Source organism: Calothrix rhizosoleniae SC01 (assembly GCF_900185595.1).
GTDB lineage: Bacteria > Cyanobacteriota > Cyanobacteriia > Cyanobacteriales > Nostocaceae > Calothrix_A > Calothrix_A rhizosoleniae.
In genome coordinates, this window is the sequence record NZ_FYBH01000397.1 from 1 (window position 1) to 21714 (window position 21714).

Genomic DNA, 21714 nt, shown 5'->3' on the forward strand with positions numbered 1-21714 from the left:
GCCATCACCGTTGAAATCCCCAACTTCATCGGTATACCAACCGGAGGCATTCACCGTATTTAAAGAACCTGAATCAATGATGGTATTACCATCCATCATCCACATGTAGTTCTCACCAGTGCTAGAGTTGCGCCATAAAATGTCAGCTCTGTTATCACCGTTGAAATCCCCTAATTCATCGACATACCAACCAGAAGCATTCACCGTAAATAAAGAACCTCCACGAATGATGGTAGTACCATTCATCATCCATAGGTAGTTCTCACCAGTATTAGAATTGCGCCATAAAATGTCAGCTCTGCCATCACCGTTGAAATCTTGATATAGCATAATTTTAGACTCCCCTTATTAGTCTTTTGCAAAACTATAAATAATTGGAGGAAGTTTCAAATGACAGCGTTTTCCAGTTTTAATGAGTTACAGGATCAGGAAAACAACAACCTTATAATTTGATAGTATTCTGTACCTCACCAAATTGAAATCTGCTGTATTACTCTAGGCAATTCATAACAAGATTATGAACTCTTCAACATCTTGTAAAGATTTGTATAGCTTGAGGGGCAATACACGAACTATACTAATCACTGTGTTGTTAAGAATTATGTAAAAATCAACTACATAACTTATTGATTAGAGTAGAGCATTTGTAATCAGAACAATAATCCCTAAACCCTTATGGGAAGAAGGTTTGAAATCCTCTTCTCTCAACAATAATAATGTTTAAATCCGGTTTACTCTAGTGAAATAGCATGTTTTATCAAGTCGTTTTTACATTCTTTCTTATAGTTCTTACAACTTCTTAATCAAAGTTATGCTTGTTGTGAATATAACTAAATTAATTCCTTCCTCCAGTAAAAGAACAAAGCTAGAATCTCAAGACATATCTTAAGTAAGATATCCAGCTTTTTTTTGAGTTTGATTACACCTTAATGATACCAAATTTTTTTGTTCACAATAAATATTGATTCTGCTATGACAATAAACTTAATTTTTGCCGTAAAATAATAAAAGTTCGGTGGTAGCTTTTCCTGTTTTTGACCAAGTGAATTGTTTTGCCCTGTGAATACCTGCAACAGAAAGGCGATCGCATAATTGTCTGTCAGTAGCAATTGCATTCATTGCTTCTGTAATTTCCCCAGTATTATAGGGATTAATGAGAATGGCTGCATCACCAGCAACTTCCGGAAGAGAGGAGATATTGGAGGTAATAACTGGAGTACCACAAGCCATTGCTTCTAGAACGGGAAAGCCAAAACCTTCCCAGAGAGAAGGAAAAACAAGAGCTAGTGCTTGATTAATGATTTGAGGTAAATCCCTGTAAGGTACATAGTTGAGGAATTTCACCTGCTCGGTAATGCCGAGTTCTGCAACTTTAGTCTTGAGAAGAGGAGTATAGCGTTTATCTGTTGGTCCTGCTAGCCAGAGTTGGTAATCATTCCGACGTGGTAGTGCAGCAAATGCGGTAATTAGTCTTTGTAAGTTTTTATAAGGATCTTGTCTTCCCAAATAGAGGAAATAAGGGGAATTTTCTGTTTTATCTAGGGGACGAAAATGATTAGGGTCATGTGCTAAAGGAATGGCTGTAATTTTACTGGGGAGTATGTGATAAAAATCGGTGATATCCTGAGCAGTGGCTTGGGAATTACAGATAATGTGTTGCGCTTGTGCTAATACTTGGGGGATGTAATAGCGAAAGTAAGGTGTCAGGGGTGAAAAGGATTTGGGAAAGCGTAAGGGAATTAAATCATGAACCATCACCACGTAGCGACAGTTACTATAAAGGGGTGCTTCTGGAATGGGGGAAAATAAAAGATGAGATTTTAGTTTTCGATAGATCTGTGGCAACTGAAATTGTGTCCACAGCAAGCGGTTAAAATGTCCTTTTGTACCTTGTGCTGGTGTTAAATTTGCAGGTACTGGATAGCAATTAAATTCGGGGAAGTTGAGGGTAGTTAATAGAGTTGGATTCAGAGTTTTGAGGTAAGGAACTAGATTCTGAGCATAGTTACTTATACCTGTAGGCTGGGAAAATAAAATCGATAGGTTGATTATCGGGTGATTACAACATGAATTGTGTGATATAGTATGCATTGATTAAAGAATACTTCTATAAGCATTGAGGGTTTCTCTGGCTGTTCTTTCCCAAGAAAATAATTTTGCTCTTTCCCGCCCTTTTCTAACTAATTCTTGACGTAACTGAGAATCACTCACTACTTTTAATATAGCTTCAGCTAGTTCAATTGGTTCATTGGGGTTAATTAGTAAAGCTGCATTTCCTACAACTTCTGGTAGTGAAGAAGTATTAGCCGTGACAACCGGAGCACCTAAAGTCATTGCTTCTAATACAGGAAGACCAAATCCTTCATAGTGAGAAGGATAAACGAATACATCTGCTTTTGAGTAGAATAAAGCGACTAATTCATCAGATAAGTAATCAAGATGATGAATTTGCTGGTTCCAAGGAGAATTTTCAAGTGCAGCAAATATTGGTTGATAATTCCAGCCTTTTTTACCTATTAATACTAAGTGATGGGGAATTTTATATTTCTGTTTTAAGAAATTAAAGGCATCAATTATTGAATTGATATTTTTTCTTGGTTCTATAGTACTGACAAAGAGTATATAAGGTTGAGAGAAATTATATCTAGCTTCCTTTTCTAGATTGCAGCTATCTGCAGATGATAGATAATTCCCATGATAGCGACTGGCTAGGGGAGTGACATAGACACTGTTAGGATCGACATCAAAATATTTAATAATATCTTTTTTAGAACTTTGGGAAATTGTCAATATTAAACTTGTATTTTTCAAAGATTGTTTAATACGCCCTATATATGTTTTGACAATTGAACTAGTATAATTATTATATTTAATATATGTAACATCATGAATGTTCATTACTTGCAAGCTATGCTCGCAAGGATAAACTACATAATCTGTACCATGAACAATATCAGGTTTTCCTAAATTGCGTTCAAAATAAGGAATAATCGGATTAGGATATCTAGATAATAAATTTGTAAATGTAACTGGTATAGGTACTAGATGAACGGAAGAATATTGCTTGAGAATTTCTGGGGTCGAGAAATTCAACTTGAGCCAGTTCCTCAAAGCTGGTTGGTAGTAAACACCAAGTTGAAAATTTTCTCTATCTTCTAGGCTCGCAAGGTTATTAATTAAATTATATACATAAATGCCTATACCACTGGGTTTTGGTCTCAGAGGTGTTGCATCAACTACAACTTTAAACATGATTTATGTTACACATATGGTTAATTAATAGTATCAAATATTGCCTAACTACATGACTGTTCAAAAATAAATTTCATTTTTTGGGAGAAGCTCTCTATATTATGAAATTTCTCGTATTGTTTTTGCATACTTGCAATCTTGGTCTTGATATTAGGTTCATGGGATACTTTTAATATTGTTAGTATAACTTGTGTTGTATCTTCCCATTCTATTGCTAATTCTTCCAGATGATACTTGTATAACTCGTTTGCCATCCAAGTATTTTGAGTAACTATGGGAATCTTTCCTGCCATCACACATTCAGTAAATATACCTGATGTCCGTTCACCATATGCCTTGCAATCATAGGGCATTAAAACTATGTCGCAAGTCATTAGCCATTGGGAATATTCTGACCGCGTCAAATTATTTTTAATTAATTCAATCTGGACTCCATCTACACCAGATGTTAGTCCAGAACTTTTAGCTACAACAAAACTTATTTTTTTAGCTTCTTTGGTTATACAATTAACCAAAGATTTCATCACTTCTAGGCCTTTTTCTGGTCGTAAGTAACCAGGTAACCAGCAGACAATCTGATCATTTTTATCTACAAAACTATCACTAATTATCAAATCTGTATGGGGAATTGGCATTACCATTACAGGCTCTTGAAAATAGTTTGATAAAGATTTACTTAGTAATTCACTGTCTGTGAGTAGCTGCAATCTATAAGGGCGGATAATTCGTTTAATGATGTTGTTTAAAAACTTGTAGATAAATCTAGTTTTAGCTTTGTGGGTATCTCGACGATAAAGGAGCCAAACATGTATTTTTTCTGTGGGAATAAAGAGTAAGGTAAATACCAGAGCTAATAATTGTAAATGTATAAATCTTTCTAAGAAAATTATTGTGTGTTCAGAACTATTTAAAATTTGATGGCGCAAATAATTAGCCCCATTCCTTCCTAATTTAAAAGCACTGATAATTTTAGTGATTTTCTGGAGCAAATTGCCATCTAGTTCCAAATCATTAGTACTCAAGCAAGGAATCCAGTTACTAGGTAATTCTTTAACTGATGGATGAGGAGCGAAAATGACTATGTGCTGCCAATTAATCATATTTGCTGCTTGAGTAACGGACTGATGATAAGGCAAAACATGAGCTTCCATACCTACAAGATTGGGAATAAAGGAGACTAAATTTATATTGATTTTTCCTGTCTCTTCTTTAGCCATTTTTATATATAAATCTATGGAGATTTTAGTAATTCTAATGTTTCTGGCAATCCACTAAAAATAGGAATTGGAGTGTGATAGTTTGTCAAATTTTGGGCTGTATTTTTTCCTATACCAGTTAATAAAAGTACCGAATTACAACCAGCCTGAATTCCGCATTCTATATCGCTGAGTGCATCTCCAATAAAGAATGACTGTGAAACTTCTACTAAATGCTTTTCTGCTGCTTGCAGTAACATATAGGGTGATGGTTTGCGACACTGACAATTATCTGATGGATGATGAGGGCACACAAAAATATCATGAAAATACACCCCAAATCTTTCGTATTCCTGGCACATTTTTCTGTGTACAGCTTCCACATCTTTAATAGTAAAGTAGCCACGACCAACACCAGATTGATTAGTAATTACAATCAATAAATAACCCGCATCTTGCCAACTTTTTAAAGATTGACCTGCACTTTGGGGAATTTTGACCTGATTTGGATGGTGGAGATAGGGAACATACTCAATGATTACTCCATCTCGATCTAGAAATAGAGCTTTATTGGGTTGAGAATTATAGTCAATATCAACTGTGTATAACATAATATGAGGAGCGTTTTCTTATCACAGTATCTTAAACACTCAATTCATCTCTAAAACTTGTGTGAGCAAATATTTGTGATTCTACTTGTTCACAAATCCGATGATAGGTAATTAAATGAATTTCTTGGATATAAGGAGTATGCTTTTCTGGAACAAATAAAGGACAGTCAACCATCTCACACAGCATACCACCACTATTACCTGCCATGCCGATGGTATTTAATCCTAATTTCTGGGCTGATTCTAAGGCACGAATCACATTTTTTGATTGACCAGAAGTAGAAATTCCCCACAACATATCTCCTGGCTTACCTAAGGATTCTACTTGTCGGGAAAAAATAGTTTCAAATTCGTGATCATTAGACCAAGCTGTTAGGGTTGCAGGGTTGGTGGAAAGAGCTATAGCTGGTAAGCCTTTGCGACTCACCAAATAACGTCCCACAAATTCTGCTGCAATATGTTGAGCATCAGCAGCCGAACCACCATTACCACAGATAAATAAAGTGTACCCCTGTTGGAAACGTTCTAAAATTAGATTAACAACTAACTGAATCGAACTACAGTAATCTGGGGTAAATGCTTCTTCTATAGAATTAATTCTTTCTTGAATCCAGTATTCCAAGTTTCCTCCTTGATAGAAAACATATTGTTCATTATTATGACTCTAGTAGGAATTAAAATTGATTTGTAACACTCTACTTCCTCAATTATTGCTTGTCAATCATGAGCAATAAGAGCAATTAATTGTTAACTGCTATATAGTAATTTTTCTTGCTCTGTTTCAAACCAATCGATTGTCTTTGTTAATCCAATTTCTAGAGGAGTTAAGGTCAAATCAGGTATATATTGTTTCAGTTTAGTCACAGCCAAACATTTTGATTTAGCTCCTACATAACGTGTAGTATCGAATTGAATCAGATTAAAGTCATATCCCACCCGCTCACAAATTAGTTTGGCAAAGTGGCGAATGGTAAACTCTTTGCCAGCACCAATGTTGACTAGATCATTGTCCACTGTATCGGTCAATTTAAGGGCGATATTCACAAAATCGTCAAGAAATACTAGCTCTCTAGATTGATACCCATCCCCCCAGAGAATAACTGGTTCTCCGTAGAGCTTACCGCGAATAATCTTGCGAATCAGGTCAAAGATAAAATGCATTTGCCGTCCATCGGTGTGGTATCCTGAACCGTAAAGGGTTGAGGGTACTAAACAGAGATATTTCAGACCAAATTGCTTTGCCAATGCCAACAGTCCTGCATACAGCATCCGTTTGGTCATGGCATAGGTAAAAAGGCTTTCTATGGGTAGTCCAGTTAAATAATTCTCTTCTACCAGCTCTTGTTCCGGTGCATAGGCACAGCTAGTACCCATACAAATTAACTTAGCCTGGGGCTGATACTTTTGCCACCAAGCTAAAACGTTTGTATTAATATGCTGATTAATAATCCACTGCTCCCCTGGATGATAAATGCAAAAATCACCGGCTTGAGTCCAAGCAGCAAGGTGGTAGATGCGATCGTAGGTATGATGGTTAAATTGGGGGAGAGAGTCTTGTTGGGTGAGATCGCAGTTTTGGGAATTTAAGCGAACTAGCTCATGTCCTTGCTCTTGCAGTTTTGAGCAAAGAGAAGTACCCAGGAAGCCTGTTGCACCAGTAACAAGGATTTTCATGTTCAAATTTAAATTTCTGTTGGATTAACGGGGAAGTAAAATTCAACTCCTTGATTAACTAGGTGTTGATTATTGACCAGAATTTCTTTTTTGAAGTTCCAAGCAAGGACATAATAAATATCCGGTAATTCCTCTAGCTCTTTTTCAATCACTATGGGAATATGCATCCCCGGAGAATATAATCCTCGACGTAATTCGTTTTTTTCTACTAAATAAGTAATATATTGGGTACCAACACCAAAGTAATTTAACATTGTATTACCTTTAACCGGTGCACCAAAACCGAAAATTTTCTTACCTTGTTGTTTAGCAGTTTCTAGGTAAGCTATATTTTCTTGCTTCATGCGCTCAATCCGCCGCGCAAACTCCTGGTAGGTTGACAATTCATTACTTTTTTCCTCTACTTCTGCTTGGCGGAGAGTTTGCAGTCTGGTGCTTGTTGCTTGCTTACCCTTATGAGTAACAAAGCCAATGATGGAACCTCCATGAATGGGGGATAGATAAGCGTCAAACATTGAAAGTCCATGACGATTCAGTAGGACTTCAATGGTTTGCAGGTTGTAGTAGAGCAGGTGCTCATGGTATATCTGGTCAAAGGCAAGGTTGTCTACAATGCGTTTCATGTAAAGAAACTGGACAACAAAGACACCATCATTTTCTAACGCCTCCCGGATAGCTTCTGTGACTGAATGTAATTCTTCTAGATGAAAGAAGACACCAGCAGCGTTGATAACGTGGAATTTACGGTTCAGTCCCTGGACTACATCCAAGTTAAAAAATTCGTTCAGGGTAGGGACACCTGCATCATTGGCAATTTTGGCGGTGGTTTTTGAAGATTCAACTCCTAAAACATCGTAACCGAGTGCTTGGAAGTGCTTGAGTTGAGTTCCATCATTGGAACCGATGTCAAGAACAGATTTACCTTTGGTGTCTGAAAAAAATCTCGTGTCAATTTCTTGAGCAACTGATTTAAAGTGTTCGCTGAGGGATTTTGTCACACCAGAAAGGTAAGTGTGATCACCGAACATGATTTCTTTTGTGACTGTGTAATCTAGCTGAACTGTTCCGCAATCATGACAGTAAAGAACACGGAGGGGATAGAATGGTTCCTTACCTACTTCTTCTGGTTTGAGGAAGTGGTTGCACCAAGGTTGGGAGCCAAGATCGATAGTAAGTTCTAGGTTAGTTGAGTCACAGACGCGACACCTGGTAAGATTCATGATTTCTTGAGAATGCTAATTAGAAGTAGAGAAACTGTTCATTGTGTAGGTATCTGCAATAGGATATGAACAAGGAACCTTCATAAATATTGATTTACAAATTTTTATTTGTTCATAACCTAAACAGAATCGCCATAATTCAGAATTGAAAAAAAATCAATTAGTTTGAGTTTATGAGTACACAATAATTATCAACAGAAAAATTGCTTGTTCAAATTTTTGCTTGTTACTTGTTTGTCATCCAGAATGAAACACCTCCATCTTTTAATAAACCTTTTTGGTACATATAAAAAACTGGTAACATCGGCTTCCATTCTGAACTATTTAGTAACAAATTAGCCAGCATATATTGTTCATTATATTGTCTGCGTGTGAATTCATCATCATACTCCGAAGGAAGCATAATGTCATGTATGTGAACTAAAACACCCTTTTTAATTAGTGGAAGAATTTCTAAATAAAAGTAGGTAGTATCTGTGCCGTTGAAAACTAAATGACTGCCATCAAAAAATAAAATATCATTTTCATTCAGACTCTGAAATATATTTTTGTCAATTTCTAAAACGCTTTGTCTCAAAACTTGATCAGAAATCGCATCTATTTCAGCTCGAGGTTCTGGATCTAAGGAGATAATTGAAGTTGGAGTTTTTACCTGTTGTATAGCCTTTCTGAAAAACTTAGTGCTATTTCCACTTCCTATCTCCAAAATTATATCTGGTTTGTACTCACAAACCATTGAATATGCAATACGGGCATCATCTCCGTTAAAATAACCATTATTCCAAAAAGGACTAAAATCATCGGTTTGCTCACTTGGTACAGTAGTGAGTCCTTCAGTTGTAAACCAATTTATAATCTTTGATAGATTTTGCTCGATATATGCAAGATTATTTGCAAAAATAGCCTCAACATGTGAGTATCTATATTCAGAAGAATTTGGTTGAACCACTTTAGGGTGATCAATAGGCACTAGCAAATGTTGAGTATGCTGTGGCTTTATTTGAAAAGTTTCTGTTGGAGAAGTTATAATTGATTCATGGCTCATTTGATGATCAATCAAATCCTGCGATGATAAGTTATCCTTCATCATTTGATTTAATCTCTGGAGTTCAGAAGACCACTCAACCAGACATGGTTCCCAATTAGTAGTTTCTGATGGCGATGGGGTGAGTTTCTTTTCCTCTAATACATGGGTAAAAGCTTCATTCATTGCTGAATCAAAGCTTGTCTGATCATATTGCCCCTGAATCATCTCAAATCCCAATCTAGCCTGTTCCAGTCGGAGTTCTGGATTAGCAAGTAATTTCAATATTCGCTGGGCATAATCTTCCGGATTGTCAAATACGGGAAAAATATCTCGGTCAAAATTAATACCTCGTAATGCCATGCTGCTCGCAACAACTGGTTTACCCATTGATAACGCTTCAATAGTTTTAATATTGAATCCCGCACCCATTTTTACAGGTAAAATTACTAATTTTGCTGCTGCATACAAAGGACGCAAATTTTCTACAACACCAGTTATAAATACTTGGGGATGATTAATATCATTCAAGTCTCCCATATTCATAATATTACCTGCGATCGCCAAGGTAACACCTTTATCTGCTAAATAAGGCAGATAAATGTTGTGGAAAAACCACTTCAAAGAGTAAATATTTGGTGCATGATGTGAACTCACAAATAATAAATCTAGTGAAGATTCTTGCTGCAATCGGTTATTTTGTTCAATATCTTGGCATCGCTCAGAACCACTGATACTCAAAACGTCTGCCAAATTTAAACAATCAGCTAAATCACTATCTTCAGGAGGTGTCAAACGTCCAATGTAAGGTATATGAAGTAATGATGGTTTGTGGACTAGTTCCTGGATTTTTTCTAGTTCTTTGAGATTATTAGCTAGGACAACTGTGCATTGATCAAGAAGTTGACATTCTAGTTTAAACTCTTTGTTATCTATTTGCCGATTGTTGTAGATTGCATATTGATGGGATTGGACATCATGCATTTCACAAATTACTGGACATTTTTCTAATCCTAATTTTTTTAAAATTGACCAGTTAGAAATATAATTTAGAAGAACGGCATCTATTTTATGGGAATTCAGAAAATTTTTCAAAGAACTTGGTATATCAAAATAGGAACGACCCCAGAGTTCTAATTCTAAAGTGAGAGTATTATGTTTATGGGAAATGATATATTCAAGACTCTTGCTAGCATTGAGAGTGAAGGGAAATTTATATCTGAGAAACCAAGATTCAATCAAGTCAAAGTTATCAAGGACATTTTTTGCTATTGCTATCCTCTGAGCAAAATCTTCATCACTCAGCTTTGGATCATTAAAAAAGAACACTCCATAGACACGATAACCACAGCGAGATAAATACTGCAATTGATTTCTAGCTACTTGTCCCGAACCAGTTTTATCTACAATTGAATGAGCATCTATAATATAAAGAATTGATGGTTCTTCTTTTACTGATGAAAATTTAATCAAAGAATCTCTTGCTGTCAGGCACTTTACTAGAGCATCTGGAGAATGTTTCTGTCGCCACTGTTGTCGGTACAATAATGCAGCTTCGGTAAATTGATCAAAGTTTGTGATCATTTTGCTGACTACATCAGGGAGCTCTTTTGGTGAACTATAAATCCTTGCTGTTGAATTATCAACCTGTTTTGCCATCCAGGTACCTGCAGGAACAACTACTGGCTTCCCAGCAGCAAGGGACTCTACCAAGATACCTGAACTACGTACCGCATAGCAGTCTGGTAGATAAGGAATCACAACAATATCTGCATCCGCTAGCACCCCATAGTAAGTTTCAGGAGGCATGGGTTCCTTGATTAGACAAACTTTGCTAGAAGGATATTGTTCTAGTTTTAGACAAGCCTCACGTATACCCTGCTCACCATCAGCAAGGTTAAAGTTTGATTGGATAGTAAATTTTACCTTTCCTGGCTGTATGTGAGTTAACCATAAAGCATCAACTAATTCTGGCAAATACTGATAGCCTTTCTCTGTTCGCGCATCACCCAAGTAGACAATATTAATCGGTTCCGGAAACATTTTAGGTTGTGAACGTTCCTTTAGCTGTTCGTGTCGGAAGGGAATGGGAGCAGTTATGAAGCGGATTGGACTTAAAGCATCATGCTGTTGTGTCAGTTCATCTGTATCTGTATAGAAAGTAACTATTTCTGGCCACAATTGAAAATCATAAAATCTGTTGAGACATGCCTGCAAGCCAATACCTTTTGCCAGGGTAACTATTGGTTCGTTGCAGTCACGACGCAGTAAAATGTGGAAATGTGGTGTTGTTTTGTGATCGCAAGTATTCAGAAGATTAAGAATTTCTTCCAGTTGTTCAATACTCAGGGTATGGATAAATACTTGATCTTCTGAAGTCACCTTAATTTTTTTTATAGCCTTTCCTAAGGTAATGGCAAATACTGGTTTGCCCACTCCTAGAACCCAGCGCAAAACTTTGCGGATTTGTGCTTTGAGAATGTTATAAATTTCTCTGAATATCTTCAGGACTGTTTTAATTGACCACGTCAATGTCTTGACAGGAAGCAAACGCCATAAAATTTGAGTAATTACAAAAAAAGGAATAATTATCTTTTTAAAAGGGAAAATTATTTTTCTAATATCATGTTTTAGCGCCAGGGGTAATTCTAAAATTATCGATGCTAACTTGTCCCATGTATTTCGCAGATAGGGAGTTGTCACCACCAGAAATATGTAGTAGTTTTTTAATCCTGCAATAATGTTTTGCCTAAAATCTAATAGTGCTTTTGAAATGTTAGAGGTTTTAATTAAATGTTTGAATATGAATATCAATAGACTATTATTAATTAGGCTATCTCCTAGCCAAGCTTTGGTAAACTTTGGGATAACTCTAATATTTTTTGGTTGTAATTGTTTGGGAAATGATTTGTGAGAAACAATTATCGGTTCATACCCAAGACGTGCCGCAGCTTCAGCAACTGAAACATCATACTCATAATGATGTCCCTGTAGATCCCTGAGTGAATGATCTATAATAATGAATTTATTCATAAGTAAATCCTTCTATAAAACTTTTAACTGCAAAGCATCAATCTCTGTCTTTTTTAGGAAAAAATCATCTGAGAACCAGGTGCATTTAGTTTCACATGCAAAATTTGATGATTTTCAAATACTTGTTGCAAATTACTATGTAATTCTGGCGGCGCAAAAAACAGCATAAAACCACCAGCCCCTGCTCCTAATAATTTGCCACCTAATGCCCCTGAGTCTATGCCCAACTGGTAGATTTGATCAATTTCTTGATTAGAAATACAACTATCAAGGCTCCTCTTAGCTATCCATGCTCTGTGTAATAATTCGCCGAACTCAGACAATTGTCTATTTGATGTCAGAATATCCCAGCCTTTATCTACCATAGCCCGCATATCTTTTAAAGTATTTGTATTACTTGCTACTTTCTTTAATTGTTTGACGACAACATCCGCAGCCTTACGTCTAATACCTGTAAACACAATAAAAAGATGCTGCTCAAACTCTTCTAAACGCTTGGGTGATATAGGTACGCGGTTAACTATAATATCCTCTTCAGTCCTAAATTCAACTAAGTTAAAACCACCCATAGCTGCCATTACTTGGTCTTGGCATCCTACCTGATCTTTAATCAAATTTCTCTCTACATAAATTGCTTCATAAGCTAAATCAACTGGTCTGACAAATTCACCTTTAAAACTATGCAAAGCATGTAGCAAAGAGACTGTAAAGGTAGAAGAAGAACCTAAACCAGTAAATGCTGGTAAGTCCGCAACATTGTGCAATTCAATATCTTTCTCTAAGCCGCAAAACTTCAAACATTCCCGATAGACATTATGCTCTATTTCCTCTATATTTTTGACTAATTCTACCTTGCGATAAGAAACTCTCATAGAGTAATCAAATAGATGACTAGGAAATGGACTAGCAGTAACATAGGAAAATTTATCTATTGCTGTTGCTAAAACAGCTCCACCATGATGCAGAAAATATTCGGGATAATCGGTACCTCCTCCAAAAAAACTAATTCTAACTGGTGCGCGAGAAATAAGCATATGTTTATTACTTCATAATATTTTTTGACTGTAAATTAGCTTCGCCTAGTAAAAATATATCTTGGGAAAGATTTAAAAATTCATATAGTATCGATGTTCCACTTCTAGCACTACCAATAACAAAAAGTCCTCCTTGACAGAGGGTTTCATAGTCATCATCGGATATATTCAATTTTTCTGTTATTTGAGATTTTTTTTCTAGCTCTTGAATGTAATTTTTTAATTCTTCTATATACTGATTTTTTAAATCAAGTTCCCTTAATCGCTCTTGATAGGCACCATCTAAATCTCGCAAAAAAGTGCGTATATACCTGGGAAATATTTTCTTCACATTTGAGTACACCATTAAAAATTAAACCTTAAATCTACTATAGTTTTGTTCCACGAAATTTTCTGCTTCAGTCAAAGATTCAGGAGTACCAATATCCAGAAAAGGAGCCTGCACAGTATGCACTTTTAAACGAGTACCTTTGCCAAGTAAAGCAGGAAAAACTTCATGTTCAAAACTTAATGGTGAAGCATGGGGAAATTCCTTTAACAAAGAGTGGCGCAGCAAATAAACTCCTGCATTAATAACTCCTGAACCTGGACGCTTTTCTTGAAAACCAACTAAGTAACCTTGCTCATCACATACCAGGGAACCATAGCGAGAAGTGTCATTCACAGCCAAGCCCAAAATTACTCCATCTACTTTTTCTTCAGCTAGATGGGTTATGAATGAAGTAAAATCAGCAAAAACTAAAGAGTCACCATTTAGTACCAACCATGCTTTTGGTGGTTCAGTAATTTGATGGACTACGTTGAGAAAACCACCCCCTGTACCCAAAGGATTTTTTTCCTGACAACAACTGATTTGAACTCCATTTACAGGTTGTTTTTGGAAATGTTGTTCTACAACCTCCGCCAGATAACCTGTTGACAGGATGGCTTTAGTAATTCCCTGGATACCTAAATAACGCACAACCCATTCTAAAAAAGGTTTGCCAGCTACTGATGCCATAGGTTTAGGTACGCCATGCAATAAGTGTTTAATTCTTGTGCCATAGCCACCAGCTAAAATTACAGCTATAACATCATTTATTTCTCCTGACATTGGCTTGCTCAACTAAATATTAGAGTAAAGGCTATTACGCAGAATTGTATAGCCTTTAATTAGTTCCTTAATGCCTCGGTTAAGAGACCATTCCGGTTCAAAACCTGTATTGAGAATTCGGGCATTAGAAACAATATAGTCCCGTTTATCTGGATCTTCGCCAATAGGTGCTTCAATATAGACAAACTTGGGTAAGTGCTTCTTAATTTCCTCACATAGCTCCAACTTGGATAAATTGGCATCTTCTAGCCCTACATTGTAGGGTTTACCTTGCATCTTTTCAAAATTTTTAATTCCGTGTAAAAATACTTTGGCAACATCACGGATATGGATATAATTACGCTTAAAATGTCCCTCGAAAACTAATATGGCTCGGTCATGTACAGCACGATAGACAAAATCATTCACAAGTAAATCTATTCTCATCCGTGAGGACATGCCAAACACAGTTGCTAGTCTGAAAGTAATACTATTTTCTCTTTCTAGTACTGCTTTCTCTGCTTCTACTTTTGTCACACCATAAAGAGAAATAGGACGCAAAGGTGTATCTTCAGTGCAAAATTTTCCGGCTTCACCAATTCCGTAGCCGCTATTTGTAACTGGCATTAAAATTCTCTGGTCATTGCTAGCTAAACTACAGAGCATTTTTACTGCCTCGAAGTTAGTAGTTTGAGTCGAAATCTTATCTTTCTGACACAGAGGAGCTCCAACTAATGCTGCTAGGGGAATAATTACATCAGCATCTGATAAAAGTTCTTTAACTACTGCCTCATCCCGGCAATCCCCCCTGACAACTTGAAAACCTTCGTATTGACAACAATCAGCTAGGCTGTTTTGTCGAAACATAAAGTTATCGAGTACAGTCACATCATAGCCTTGAGCCAATAAAGTAGGTGTGAGAACAGAACCGATATAACCAGCTCCTCCAGTAATCAGTATTTTCATTTAGACTCCATAATACATGGGGAACAATCAAAATTATTGATGCATGATGATACATAACACTTTATGTACACAACTTCAAGTATGAATACACCCTGCATGTAAAAATCTACTGGCTCAACTATAGTTGACGGAGTCAAGGTAATAATCTACTACCTCTTCCGCATCACCACTAAATTTTATTTTCCCCTGATCTAACCACACAGCTTTATGGCAAGACTGTTTCACAAAATTTAAATCATGGGATACTACTAAAATAGTTGCATTTTCATTCCAAAATTTATCCATTCTCTGCTTACATTTATTTTTAAAACTTTCATCTCCCACTGACAAAACTTCATCTAATATCAAAATATCTGGTTGTACATCGGTAGCGATCGCAAATCCTAAACGCGCTGTCATCCCAGAGGATAAAGCCTTTACTGGAACTAGTGCATAATCTTGTAATTCGGCAAAATCCAAAATTTCCGGTACTCTTTCCACCATTTCGTCATGGGCAAATCCCAAGAGTACTCCGTAAAAAATAATATTATCTGTAACTGAAATTTCCGAATCAAAGCCTGCACCTAATTCAATTAATGGTGCGATATTGCCTTTTACTCTTACAGTTCCATTCGTTGGTTGTAGTATGCCACAAATTACTTTTAAAAGTGTTGATTTTCCAGAACCATTTGCACCAATAATTCCTAACTTGTCTCCAGAATTAACCACAAAATCAATTCTATCTAGGACTAATTTTTTGGCAACTTTACGGTATCTACCCTCTAAAAATGACAAAATAGTTTTCTTCAAATCATAAGAGAACTCTTCTTGCGTTCGTCTTAAAAGTGAAACTCTATCTAAGCGAATGACTTCCATTTACAACAAATCCATGAACTGAGAACGCCACATTTGAAAACAGAACCATCCTAATGACAAAATAATTATGCCACTGAGTAATGCATTGCCAATTAATCCCCAATCGGGTAAAGCTGCTGATAAAGCAATTTGACGCAAGCTTTCAATAATCGATGATAAAGGATTTAAACCCAAAAATCTTTTTACCTGGCTGGGAACAATTGCTGCTGGATAAAATACGGGACTACTAATCCACAGAACGAAGACAACTAGTTCATAAAAATAAGGCAAGTCTCTAAAAAACACATATAAGGCACTGACTAAAAAACCAATCCCTGTACACACTAAAACTAGGGCTAAAAATGGAAACAGCAGTGCCATAACATTGACTATATTTTTTGAATATATCCAAGTTATTACTGCTAACAATGGCAATGCCCCTACTGAAAATTGGAATATATTTGCTGCTACCATTGATACCGGGAAAATGCTTACTGGCAGACTAATTTTATTCAACAATGCCCCATTAGTCACTACACTACTCAAAGCTTGGGATGTAGATGCTGAGAAGAAGTTGATCACAACTAGTCCAGTAAATGCAGCCAATACGTAATTTGGGATAGAATTCCCATAATATGATGCAAAGGTCGTGCCAAAAATCGCTGTATATAAAACAGTCATAATCAAAGGATTCAACAGTGACCAATAAACCCCTAAAAATGACCCTCGATAACGAGTTTTTAAATTACGTGATACCAGTACATACAACAATTCCCGATAGCGTCGCATTTGTCGCCGGGATAAGTTAGTTTTGTATCTGAAAGCGGCAAAAGAAAAATTATTCAACCTTACAGATTTAAGAATTTGATATCCAACTAAAAATATACCAGATGTAAAAAATAATACTCTTGTATTGTGTAATATAGTGGCATTAATATAATTTAAGTAGCCTAAAATACCAAGCATTAGAGCTAATGCTACCAGAATATTTCCTATTGCTAAAGATAAATTACCTTCTTGTTTGGAGGATCTAGGTATGTTTTTTAGTAATTTAGTACCGGTATAAGTTACAAGAGTATATAAAAGTATCAGCGTTCCTAAAATCAGACCTAGCAGGGGTGCTATCATCGCATATTTATTATGGTTTGTACGTGCCATCCATGAAATGGAAAAGCTTAATTGTTTTACAAATTTTCAAGCAACCTGACCAATGAACTAATCAATTAGTTCCCTTTGACTAAGCACAATTACCTGATAATTATCCATATTCCTGGTTACAAGTCAAGAGCAAACAAAATTGCCAGCCTATTGCACCAAGACTATAGAATATCAAAAATCTTGAGACAAGAAGATTGTTTCTCTCAAGAGAGAGCAAAACTCTAATCCTCATTTATCTCATTCATAATCTACTAAATATAGATGTAATAATTACCAGAGAGTACCCGATTCGGCTACACTTAGTCTTGGTTGACTGCATTGTTAAGAAAAAATGGAAATCGGACAAAAGGTTAAGGTTTATCGTCTGCGCGATCGCGTATCTAGCGAAGTTGCCAAAAGATTGGGTAAGGTTGGTGTCATTAAAGACTACAAAATGACTGATGGTAGTGGAGTTGGCGTGCTGATAGTGTTTGAAGAAGATAATTTTTCTACTTGGTTTTTTGAGGATGAAATCAAGTTAGTACAGTAGAATCTCTCCAGCAATAAAGGTGAGGACTGTTGTCAAGGCAACTACCTTAAGCTACCATTATCAGCCGAGTGCTAAGTTGGAATTGAAAAACATAGGCGGCACAATAGGAGTCACGTAATGTCCCTGATATTGACATTTTTGGGTACTGGTTGCACCCATCGGACAAAAATTGCGATCGCTGCAGCCAAACTATTAGCTAGTCAAGGAAAACGCGTACTCTTGGCTGGTAATGCTGAACCAGCAATGCCAATTATATTGGGTATTCCTGTTGGTCCCGATCCTCAGGAAATTGCTGCTAATTTACAAGTTGTTCAGTTACAATCATCTGTTTTGCTGGAGCGTAGCTGGGAGGATGTTAAGCAACTAGAAGCGGAATATTTGAAAACGCCTATCCTCAAAGATGTTTATGGTCAAGAGTTGGCTATATTACCAGGGATGGACAGTGCTTTAGCACTCAATGCTATCCGCCAGTATGATGAAAGTGGCAAGTATGATGCCATTATTTACAATGGAACTGGTGATTCTATTACCCTGCGGATGTTGGGGATGCCAGATTCCCTGAGTTGGTATATGCGGCGCTTCCGCCAGTTATTTACGAATTCTGATATTGGTAAAACACTGACTGAATCCCCCGTAATTCAACCCCTAATTAATACTTTATTTAATGTCAACTGGACAGCAGATAACTTTGCCCAACCTGCCAATAAAGCTAGCGGCTTTTTGGAAAAGGGTAAAGAAGCAGTTGCGGATCCCAAACGTGTAGCGGCTTTTTTGGTATCCACGAACGATCCTGTGGAACTTGCTACTTGTCGTTATCTTTGGGGTAGTGCCCAACAAGTGGGTTTGACAGTAGGTGGTTTAATGCTAGTATCTTCTGGCACTACAGATAATATTTCTGAAGAATTTGCCCCTTTACCCGTAAGTGTGGTTCCAGAGACATCTTTAAGTGATGATTCAGCTCTAATTGATTCCCTACCTAACTTTACAGCACAAGCATTACAAGCTCCCAAACCCATAGAAATTGATGCCCATGAACGTAAGGTAAGTTTATTTTTGCCTGGATTTGACAAAAAACAAATCAAGCTTACCCAGTATGGTCCAGAAGTAACTATAGAAGCAGGAGACCAGCGACGCAATATCTTTTTACCCCCTGCTCTGAGTGGTAAATCTGTTACTGGCGCGAAGTTTCAGCATCATTATTTGATAATCTCGCTTTAAGGAGTTAAGAGTGAACAGTTGATAGTTGCTATTTGTTAGTTGACAGTTGACAGTTAATATTCACTCTCTCACTCCTTCCCTCTCTCACTCCGAGCGCGGAAACCCCGCCCCTATTCCTTCCCTCCTTCACTCTTAACTCTCAACTCAAAACTCTTAACTTATGTCTGAACCCGAGACTAATCAGCCATTAGAATCAGCCACAACTAGGGAAAAAGTAATTTCTGATGAAAGTGGTAGTTCTAAAGCTAGGCAACTCCTAGGCATGAAAGGTGCTGCACCAGGGGAAACCTCCGTGTGGAAAATCCACCTGCAACTAATGAAGCCAATTACCTGGATTCCCTTAATGTGGGGGGTGATTTGTGGTGCAGCTTCTTCCGGTCACTATACCTGGTCATGGGATAATGTACTCAAGGTATTGGCTTGCATGTTGCTATCTGGTCCTTTGTTAACTGGTTATACCCAAACCATTAATGATTACTACGATCGCGAAATTGATGCAATTAATGAACCTTATCGCCCCATTCCTTCCGGAGCTATTTCCATACCACGGGTAATTGCCCAGATTTTTGTCTTACTTTTTGCTGGTTTGGGTATAGCATATGGTTTAGATGTGTGGGCTGGTCATGATTTCCCCAATGTAACTGCGATCGCTTTATTAGGATCATTCTTGGCATATATTTATTCTGCACCCCCACTCAAATTGAAGCAGAACGGTTGGTTGGGTAATTATGCCCTCGGTGCTAGTTATATCGCCTTACCTTGGTGTGCGGGTCACGCTTTGTTTGGAGAACTGAATTGGAAGGTAGTTGTCCTCACCCTAATTTATAGTATGGCTGGCTTGGGAATTGCCGTTGTCAATGACTTTAAGAGTGTGGAAGGGGACAAAACACTCGGGTTAAAATCCTTACCCGTGATGTTTGGCGTACAAACTGCTGCTTGGATTTGTGTAGTGATGATAGATACATTTCAAGCTGCGATCGCTTGTTATTTGTTCTACATTCATGAGAACCTGTACGGGGCAATTTTACTATTGTTGGTCATCCCGCAAATTACCTTCCAGGATATGTATTTCCTGCGTAATCCCCTGGAGAATGATGTTAAATATCAAGCCAGTGCCCAACCATTTCTTGTCTTAGGAATGCTGGTTGCAGGATTGGCAATTGGTCATGCAGGAATTTAATATCAGTTTTCAGTTTTCAGTTTTCACAATCGGGTGTATTGGGACTTGAACCTAATACACCTCAGAATTTATCTAATTTTATCCAGGATGTACCGTGTTTCAATTACTGTATTACCTATTTGATGCCATTAGACCTTTACTTGCTCCTATGGCATTTATCTTTGCCTGGGGGCTAATCATACTTGTAGTTTGGAGTTTATGGTCTGCGGCAAAGGACACCATAACTACAGCCAAACAGATGCACCAAATTCCTTGTTCCAATTGTGTCTTTTTTAATAACGATTACCGCCTCAAGTGTACTGTAAATCCATCCATTGCCAATACAGAAGAAGCCATAGGATGTTTAGATCACCAACAAAAATTCACAAGTAATAAATAATAAGTAATAAGTTCACTATTCATCGGTTTGGAGCTTCAACAATATCCGCACTCTAATTTTTCAGTGCTGTACTTATTATTTTTTACTTATTACTTTGTGAGATATTCCTAATCTTTCTCTGAATTGAGACTTTCAGTTAACATGCCACTGCGAATCATCAATTGAGGCCAAACTAATAAGAAAAAACCCATCCAAGTTAACACTGGCATGGCAACCAGAATGGTTAACCAAATTGTTGTAAATATTAACCAACTACCACCAATTAAAGTGATGCCAGTAAGTATAATCGACCAAGGTTGACACCACCAAGGTTTGAATTGCCAAGGGCTTACAGGTTGTTGTGCTGAAGTTGGGGATTGTTCAATATCCATAGGTTCTTATAGTTGTTCCACTTAATTTTCGTAGTGGGAGCCGAACAGCTCCCTATATCTTAATCCAGGCAAGATGCCTACACTACAAGATTTGTTTGGGATTATTCCTTAGTTTTGAGAGCGAACAAAAGTTCTAGTTCAGAGGTAGATTTATCTGGACTATTAGCAGCCATACCAATGCCATGAATAGAATTAAGAATAGAATTTAATTCCGGTGGAACTGGTGAACCCCTGAGACTAGCAAAACGCTCGAGCAAAGACACAGTTTTTTCCATATTCAAGTAGAAATAGCCTCCATTTGGCTTTGCTAAAGAACCAGTAGTAGTTTTGAAATCCTCACTTTGATCTAGGGATTTACCTTGAGGAGATGCAACCACTTTGGCAATAGAATCACCAACAGCTAAAAATACCGTATCTTTATCCAGCCAACCATGAGATAGTAAAGCTCCTTCTCTTGGAATCTGCCACTGAGTAATCTTTTTACCACCTATATCAGTTTGAGCAACATTAACTATTTGTTGTTGTTGGACAATTTTATCCAGTTTAGATAGAGTCTTTTCAGCAGTTTGGCGATCACTGGTATTAAATACAAAGGCTCCTCCAAATCCCACTTGTGCTAGCAACCCTTGATTAGCGGGAATGGCTCCTACCCCAAACTCCCCATTCATCCAGCTAAAAACATCTTGATCCAAATTAATATTAAATCGTTGTAGTTGAGTGCGGGCAAGATTAACTGTTTGATTAAATTCGGGATAATCTTTGGACTGTTCCAACATCGCCAACCACCAACGATTAATTCCTTCACCGCTAATCATGGCAATAGTATCTTCAGGAAATCGAGAAATAATCTTTCCAGGAGTGTTTTTATATTGAAATTTACTCAACTGGGGATCTAATGTGGAGGTAGCTGCCATCCGGACTCCAGCATCATCTATACCTACACTGGCGACAATAGATTTTAAG

At 37.1% G+C, this 21714-nt stretch carries 21 protein-coding genes; 4 read left to right on the forward strand and 17 right to left on the reverse strand.

The window, feature by feature from the left end; all coding sequences use genetic code 11:
* From CALSC_RS24300 to CALSC_RS24370, 15 genes are all read right to left on the reverse strand, one after another.
* The coding region (locus CALSC_RS24300; protein WP_143288359.1) for an FG-GAP repeat domain-containing protein at positions 1 to 330 on the reverse strand (330 nt) is incomplete at its 3' end.
* 654 nt (positions 331 to 984) lie between these two features.
* A complete protein-coding gene (locus CALSC_RS24305) occupies positions 985 to 2091 on the reverse strand; it encodes a glycosyltransferase family 4 protein (RefSeq protein ID WP_088243799.1) in 1107 nt (368 codons plus the stop codon).
* Between the two features lie 3 nt (positions 2092 to 2094).
* The gene (locus CALSC_RS24310) at positions 2095 to 3252 is read right to left on the reverse strand and encodes a glycosyltransferase family 4 protein (RefSeq protein ID WP_088243800.1); all 1158 of its coding nucleotides are present in this window, start codon (positions 3250 to 3252) and stop codon (positions 2095 to 2097) included.
* A gap of 44 nt (positions 3253 to 3296) precedes the next feature.
* On the reverse strand, positions 3297 to 4469 hold the full coding sequence (locus CALSC_RS24315; RefSeq protein ID WP_088243801.1) for a glycosyltransferase family protein: 1173 nt from the start codon (positions 4467 to 4469) through the stop codon (positions 3297 to 3299).
* 14 nt (positions 4470 to 4483) lie between these two features.
* Positions 4484 to 5059 carry a D-glycero-alpha-D-manno-heptose-1,7-bisphosphate 7-phosphatase gene (locus tag CALSC_RS24320; RefSeq protein WP_088243802.1) on the reverse strand — a complete coding sequence of 192 codons (576 nt, stop codon included), beginning with the start codon at positions 5057 to 5059 and terminating at the stop codon, positions 4484 to 4486.
* Positions 5060 to 5090: 31 nt separating this feature from the next.
* Complete coding sequence (gene gmhA / locus CALSC_RS24325) at positions 5091 to 5681, reverse strand: D-sedoheptulose 7-phosphate isomerase (protein WP_088243803.1); 591 nt, start codon at positions 5679 to 5681, stop codon at positions 5091 to 5093.
* 125 nt (positions 5682 to 5806) lie between these two features.
* Positions 5807 to 6733, reverse strand: a complete 927-nt coding sequence (locus CALSC_RS24330; protein ID WP_088243804.1) for an NAD-dependent epimerase/dehydratase family protein — start codon at positions 6731 to 6733, stop codon at positions 5807 to 5809.
* An 8-nt stretch (positions 6734 to 6741) separates the two neighbouring features.
* Positions 6742 to 7953, reverse strand: a complete 1212-nt coding sequence (locus CALSC_RS24335) for a class I SAM-dependent methyltransferase (RefSeq protein ID WP_088243805.1) — start codon at positions 7951 to 7953, stop codon at positions 6742 to 6744.
* A 226-nt stretch (positions 7954 to 8179) separates the two neighbouring features.
* Positions 8180 to 12010 (reverse strand): glycosyltransferase, encoded by a 3831-nt coding sequence (locus CALSC_RS24340; RefSeq protein ID WP_088243806.1) that lies wholly within the window; start codon positions 12008 to 12010, stop codon positions 8180 to 8182.
* Between the two features lie 53 nt (positions 12011 to 12063).
* Positions 12064 to 13044, reverse strand: a complete 981-nt coding sequence (locus tag CALSC_RS24345) for a GHMP family kinase ATP-binding protein (RefSeq protein WP_088243807.1) — start codon at positions 13042 to 13044, stop codon at positions 12064 to 12066.
* Positions 13045 to 13051: 7 nt separating this feature from the next.
* Positions 13052 to 13339: a hypothetical protein gene (locus tag CALSC_RS24350; RefSeq protein ID WP_143288360.1), complete on the reverse strand. Its 288-nt coding sequence runs from the start codon at positions 13337 to 13339 to the stop codon at positions 13052 to 13054.
* Between the two features lie 57 nt (positions 13340 to 13396).
* Positions 13397 to 14137, reverse strand: a complete 741-nt coding sequence (locus CALSC_RS24355; RefSeq protein WP_200817740.1) for a nucleotidyltransferase family protein — start codon at positions 14135 to 14137, stop codon at positions 13397 to 13399.
* Between the two features lie 12 nt (positions 14138 to 14149).
* Positions 14150 to 15082: an NAD-dependent epimerase/dehydratase family protein gene (locus CALSC_RS24360; protein ID WP_088243809.1), complete on the reverse strand. Its 933-nt coding sequence runs from the start codon at positions 15080 to 15082 to the stop codon at positions 14150 to 14152.
* Between the two features lie 114 nt (positions 15083 to 15196).
* Complete coding sequence (locus CALSC_RS24365; protein WP_088243810.1) at positions 15197 to 15937, reverse strand: ABC transporter ATP-binding protein; 741 nt, start codon at positions 15935 to 15937, stop codon at positions 15197 to 15199.
* A complete protein-coding gene (locus CALSC_RS24370) occupies positions 15938 to 16705 on the reverse strand; it encodes an ABC transporter permease (RefSeq protein WP_088243816.1) in 768 nt (255 codons plus the stop codon).
* 700 nt (positions 16706 to 17405) lie between these two features.
* On the opposite strand from CALSC_RS24370, the gene petP reads away from it, so the two are divergent.
* The 4 genes from petP to CALSC_RS24390 all read left to right on the forward strand — a co-directional run bounded on the left by petP (position 17406) and on the right by CALSC_RS24390 (position 20380).
* Positions 17406 to 17603 (forward strand): cytochrome b6f subunit PetP, encoded by a 198-nt coding sequence (gene petP, locus CALSC_RS24375; RefSeq protein ID WP_088243811.1) that lies wholly within the window; start codon positions 17406 to 17408, stop codon positions 17601 to 17603.
* A 117-nt stretch (positions 17604 to 17720) separates the two neighbouring features.
* Positions 17721 to 18821, forward strand: coding sequence for a Get3/ArsA fold putative tail anchor-mediating ATPase NosAFP (locus tag CALSC_RS24380; protein ID WP_088243812.1), 1101 nt, complete (start codon positions 17721 to 17723; stop codon positions 18819 to 18821).
* A gap of 160 nt (positions 18822 to 18981) precedes the next feature.
* A complete protein-coding gene (gene chlG / locus CALSC_RS24385) occupies positions 18982 to 20001 on the forward strand; it encodes a chlorophyll synthase ChlG (protein WP_088243813.1) in 1020 nt (339 codons plus the stop codon).
* A gap of 148 nt (positions 20002 to 20149) precedes the next feature.
* A complete protein-coding gene (locus CALSC_RS24390; RefSeq protein ID WP_088243817.1) occupies positions 20150 to 20380 on the forward strand; it encodes a hypothetical protein in 231 nt (76 codons plus the stop codon).
* 107 nt (positions 20381 to 20487) lie between these two features.
* Here the strand turns inward: CALSC_RS24390 and CALSC_RS24395 are convergent, their stop codons facing one another.
* Both CALSC_RS24395 and CALSC_RS24400 read right to left on the reverse strand, forming a co-directional pair.
* Positions 20488 to 20751: a DUF6737 family protein gene (locus tag CALSC_RS24395; protein WP_088243814.1), complete on the reverse strand. Its 264-nt coding sequence runs from the start codon at positions 20749 to 20751 to the stop codon at positions 20488 to 20490.
* A 101-nt stretch (positions 20752 to 20852) separates the two neighbouring features.
* Positions 20853 to 21714 (reverse strand): DUF3352 domain-containing protein (locus CALSC_RS24400; protein WP_143288361.1); only part of this gene is annotated, 862 nt, incomplete at its 5' end.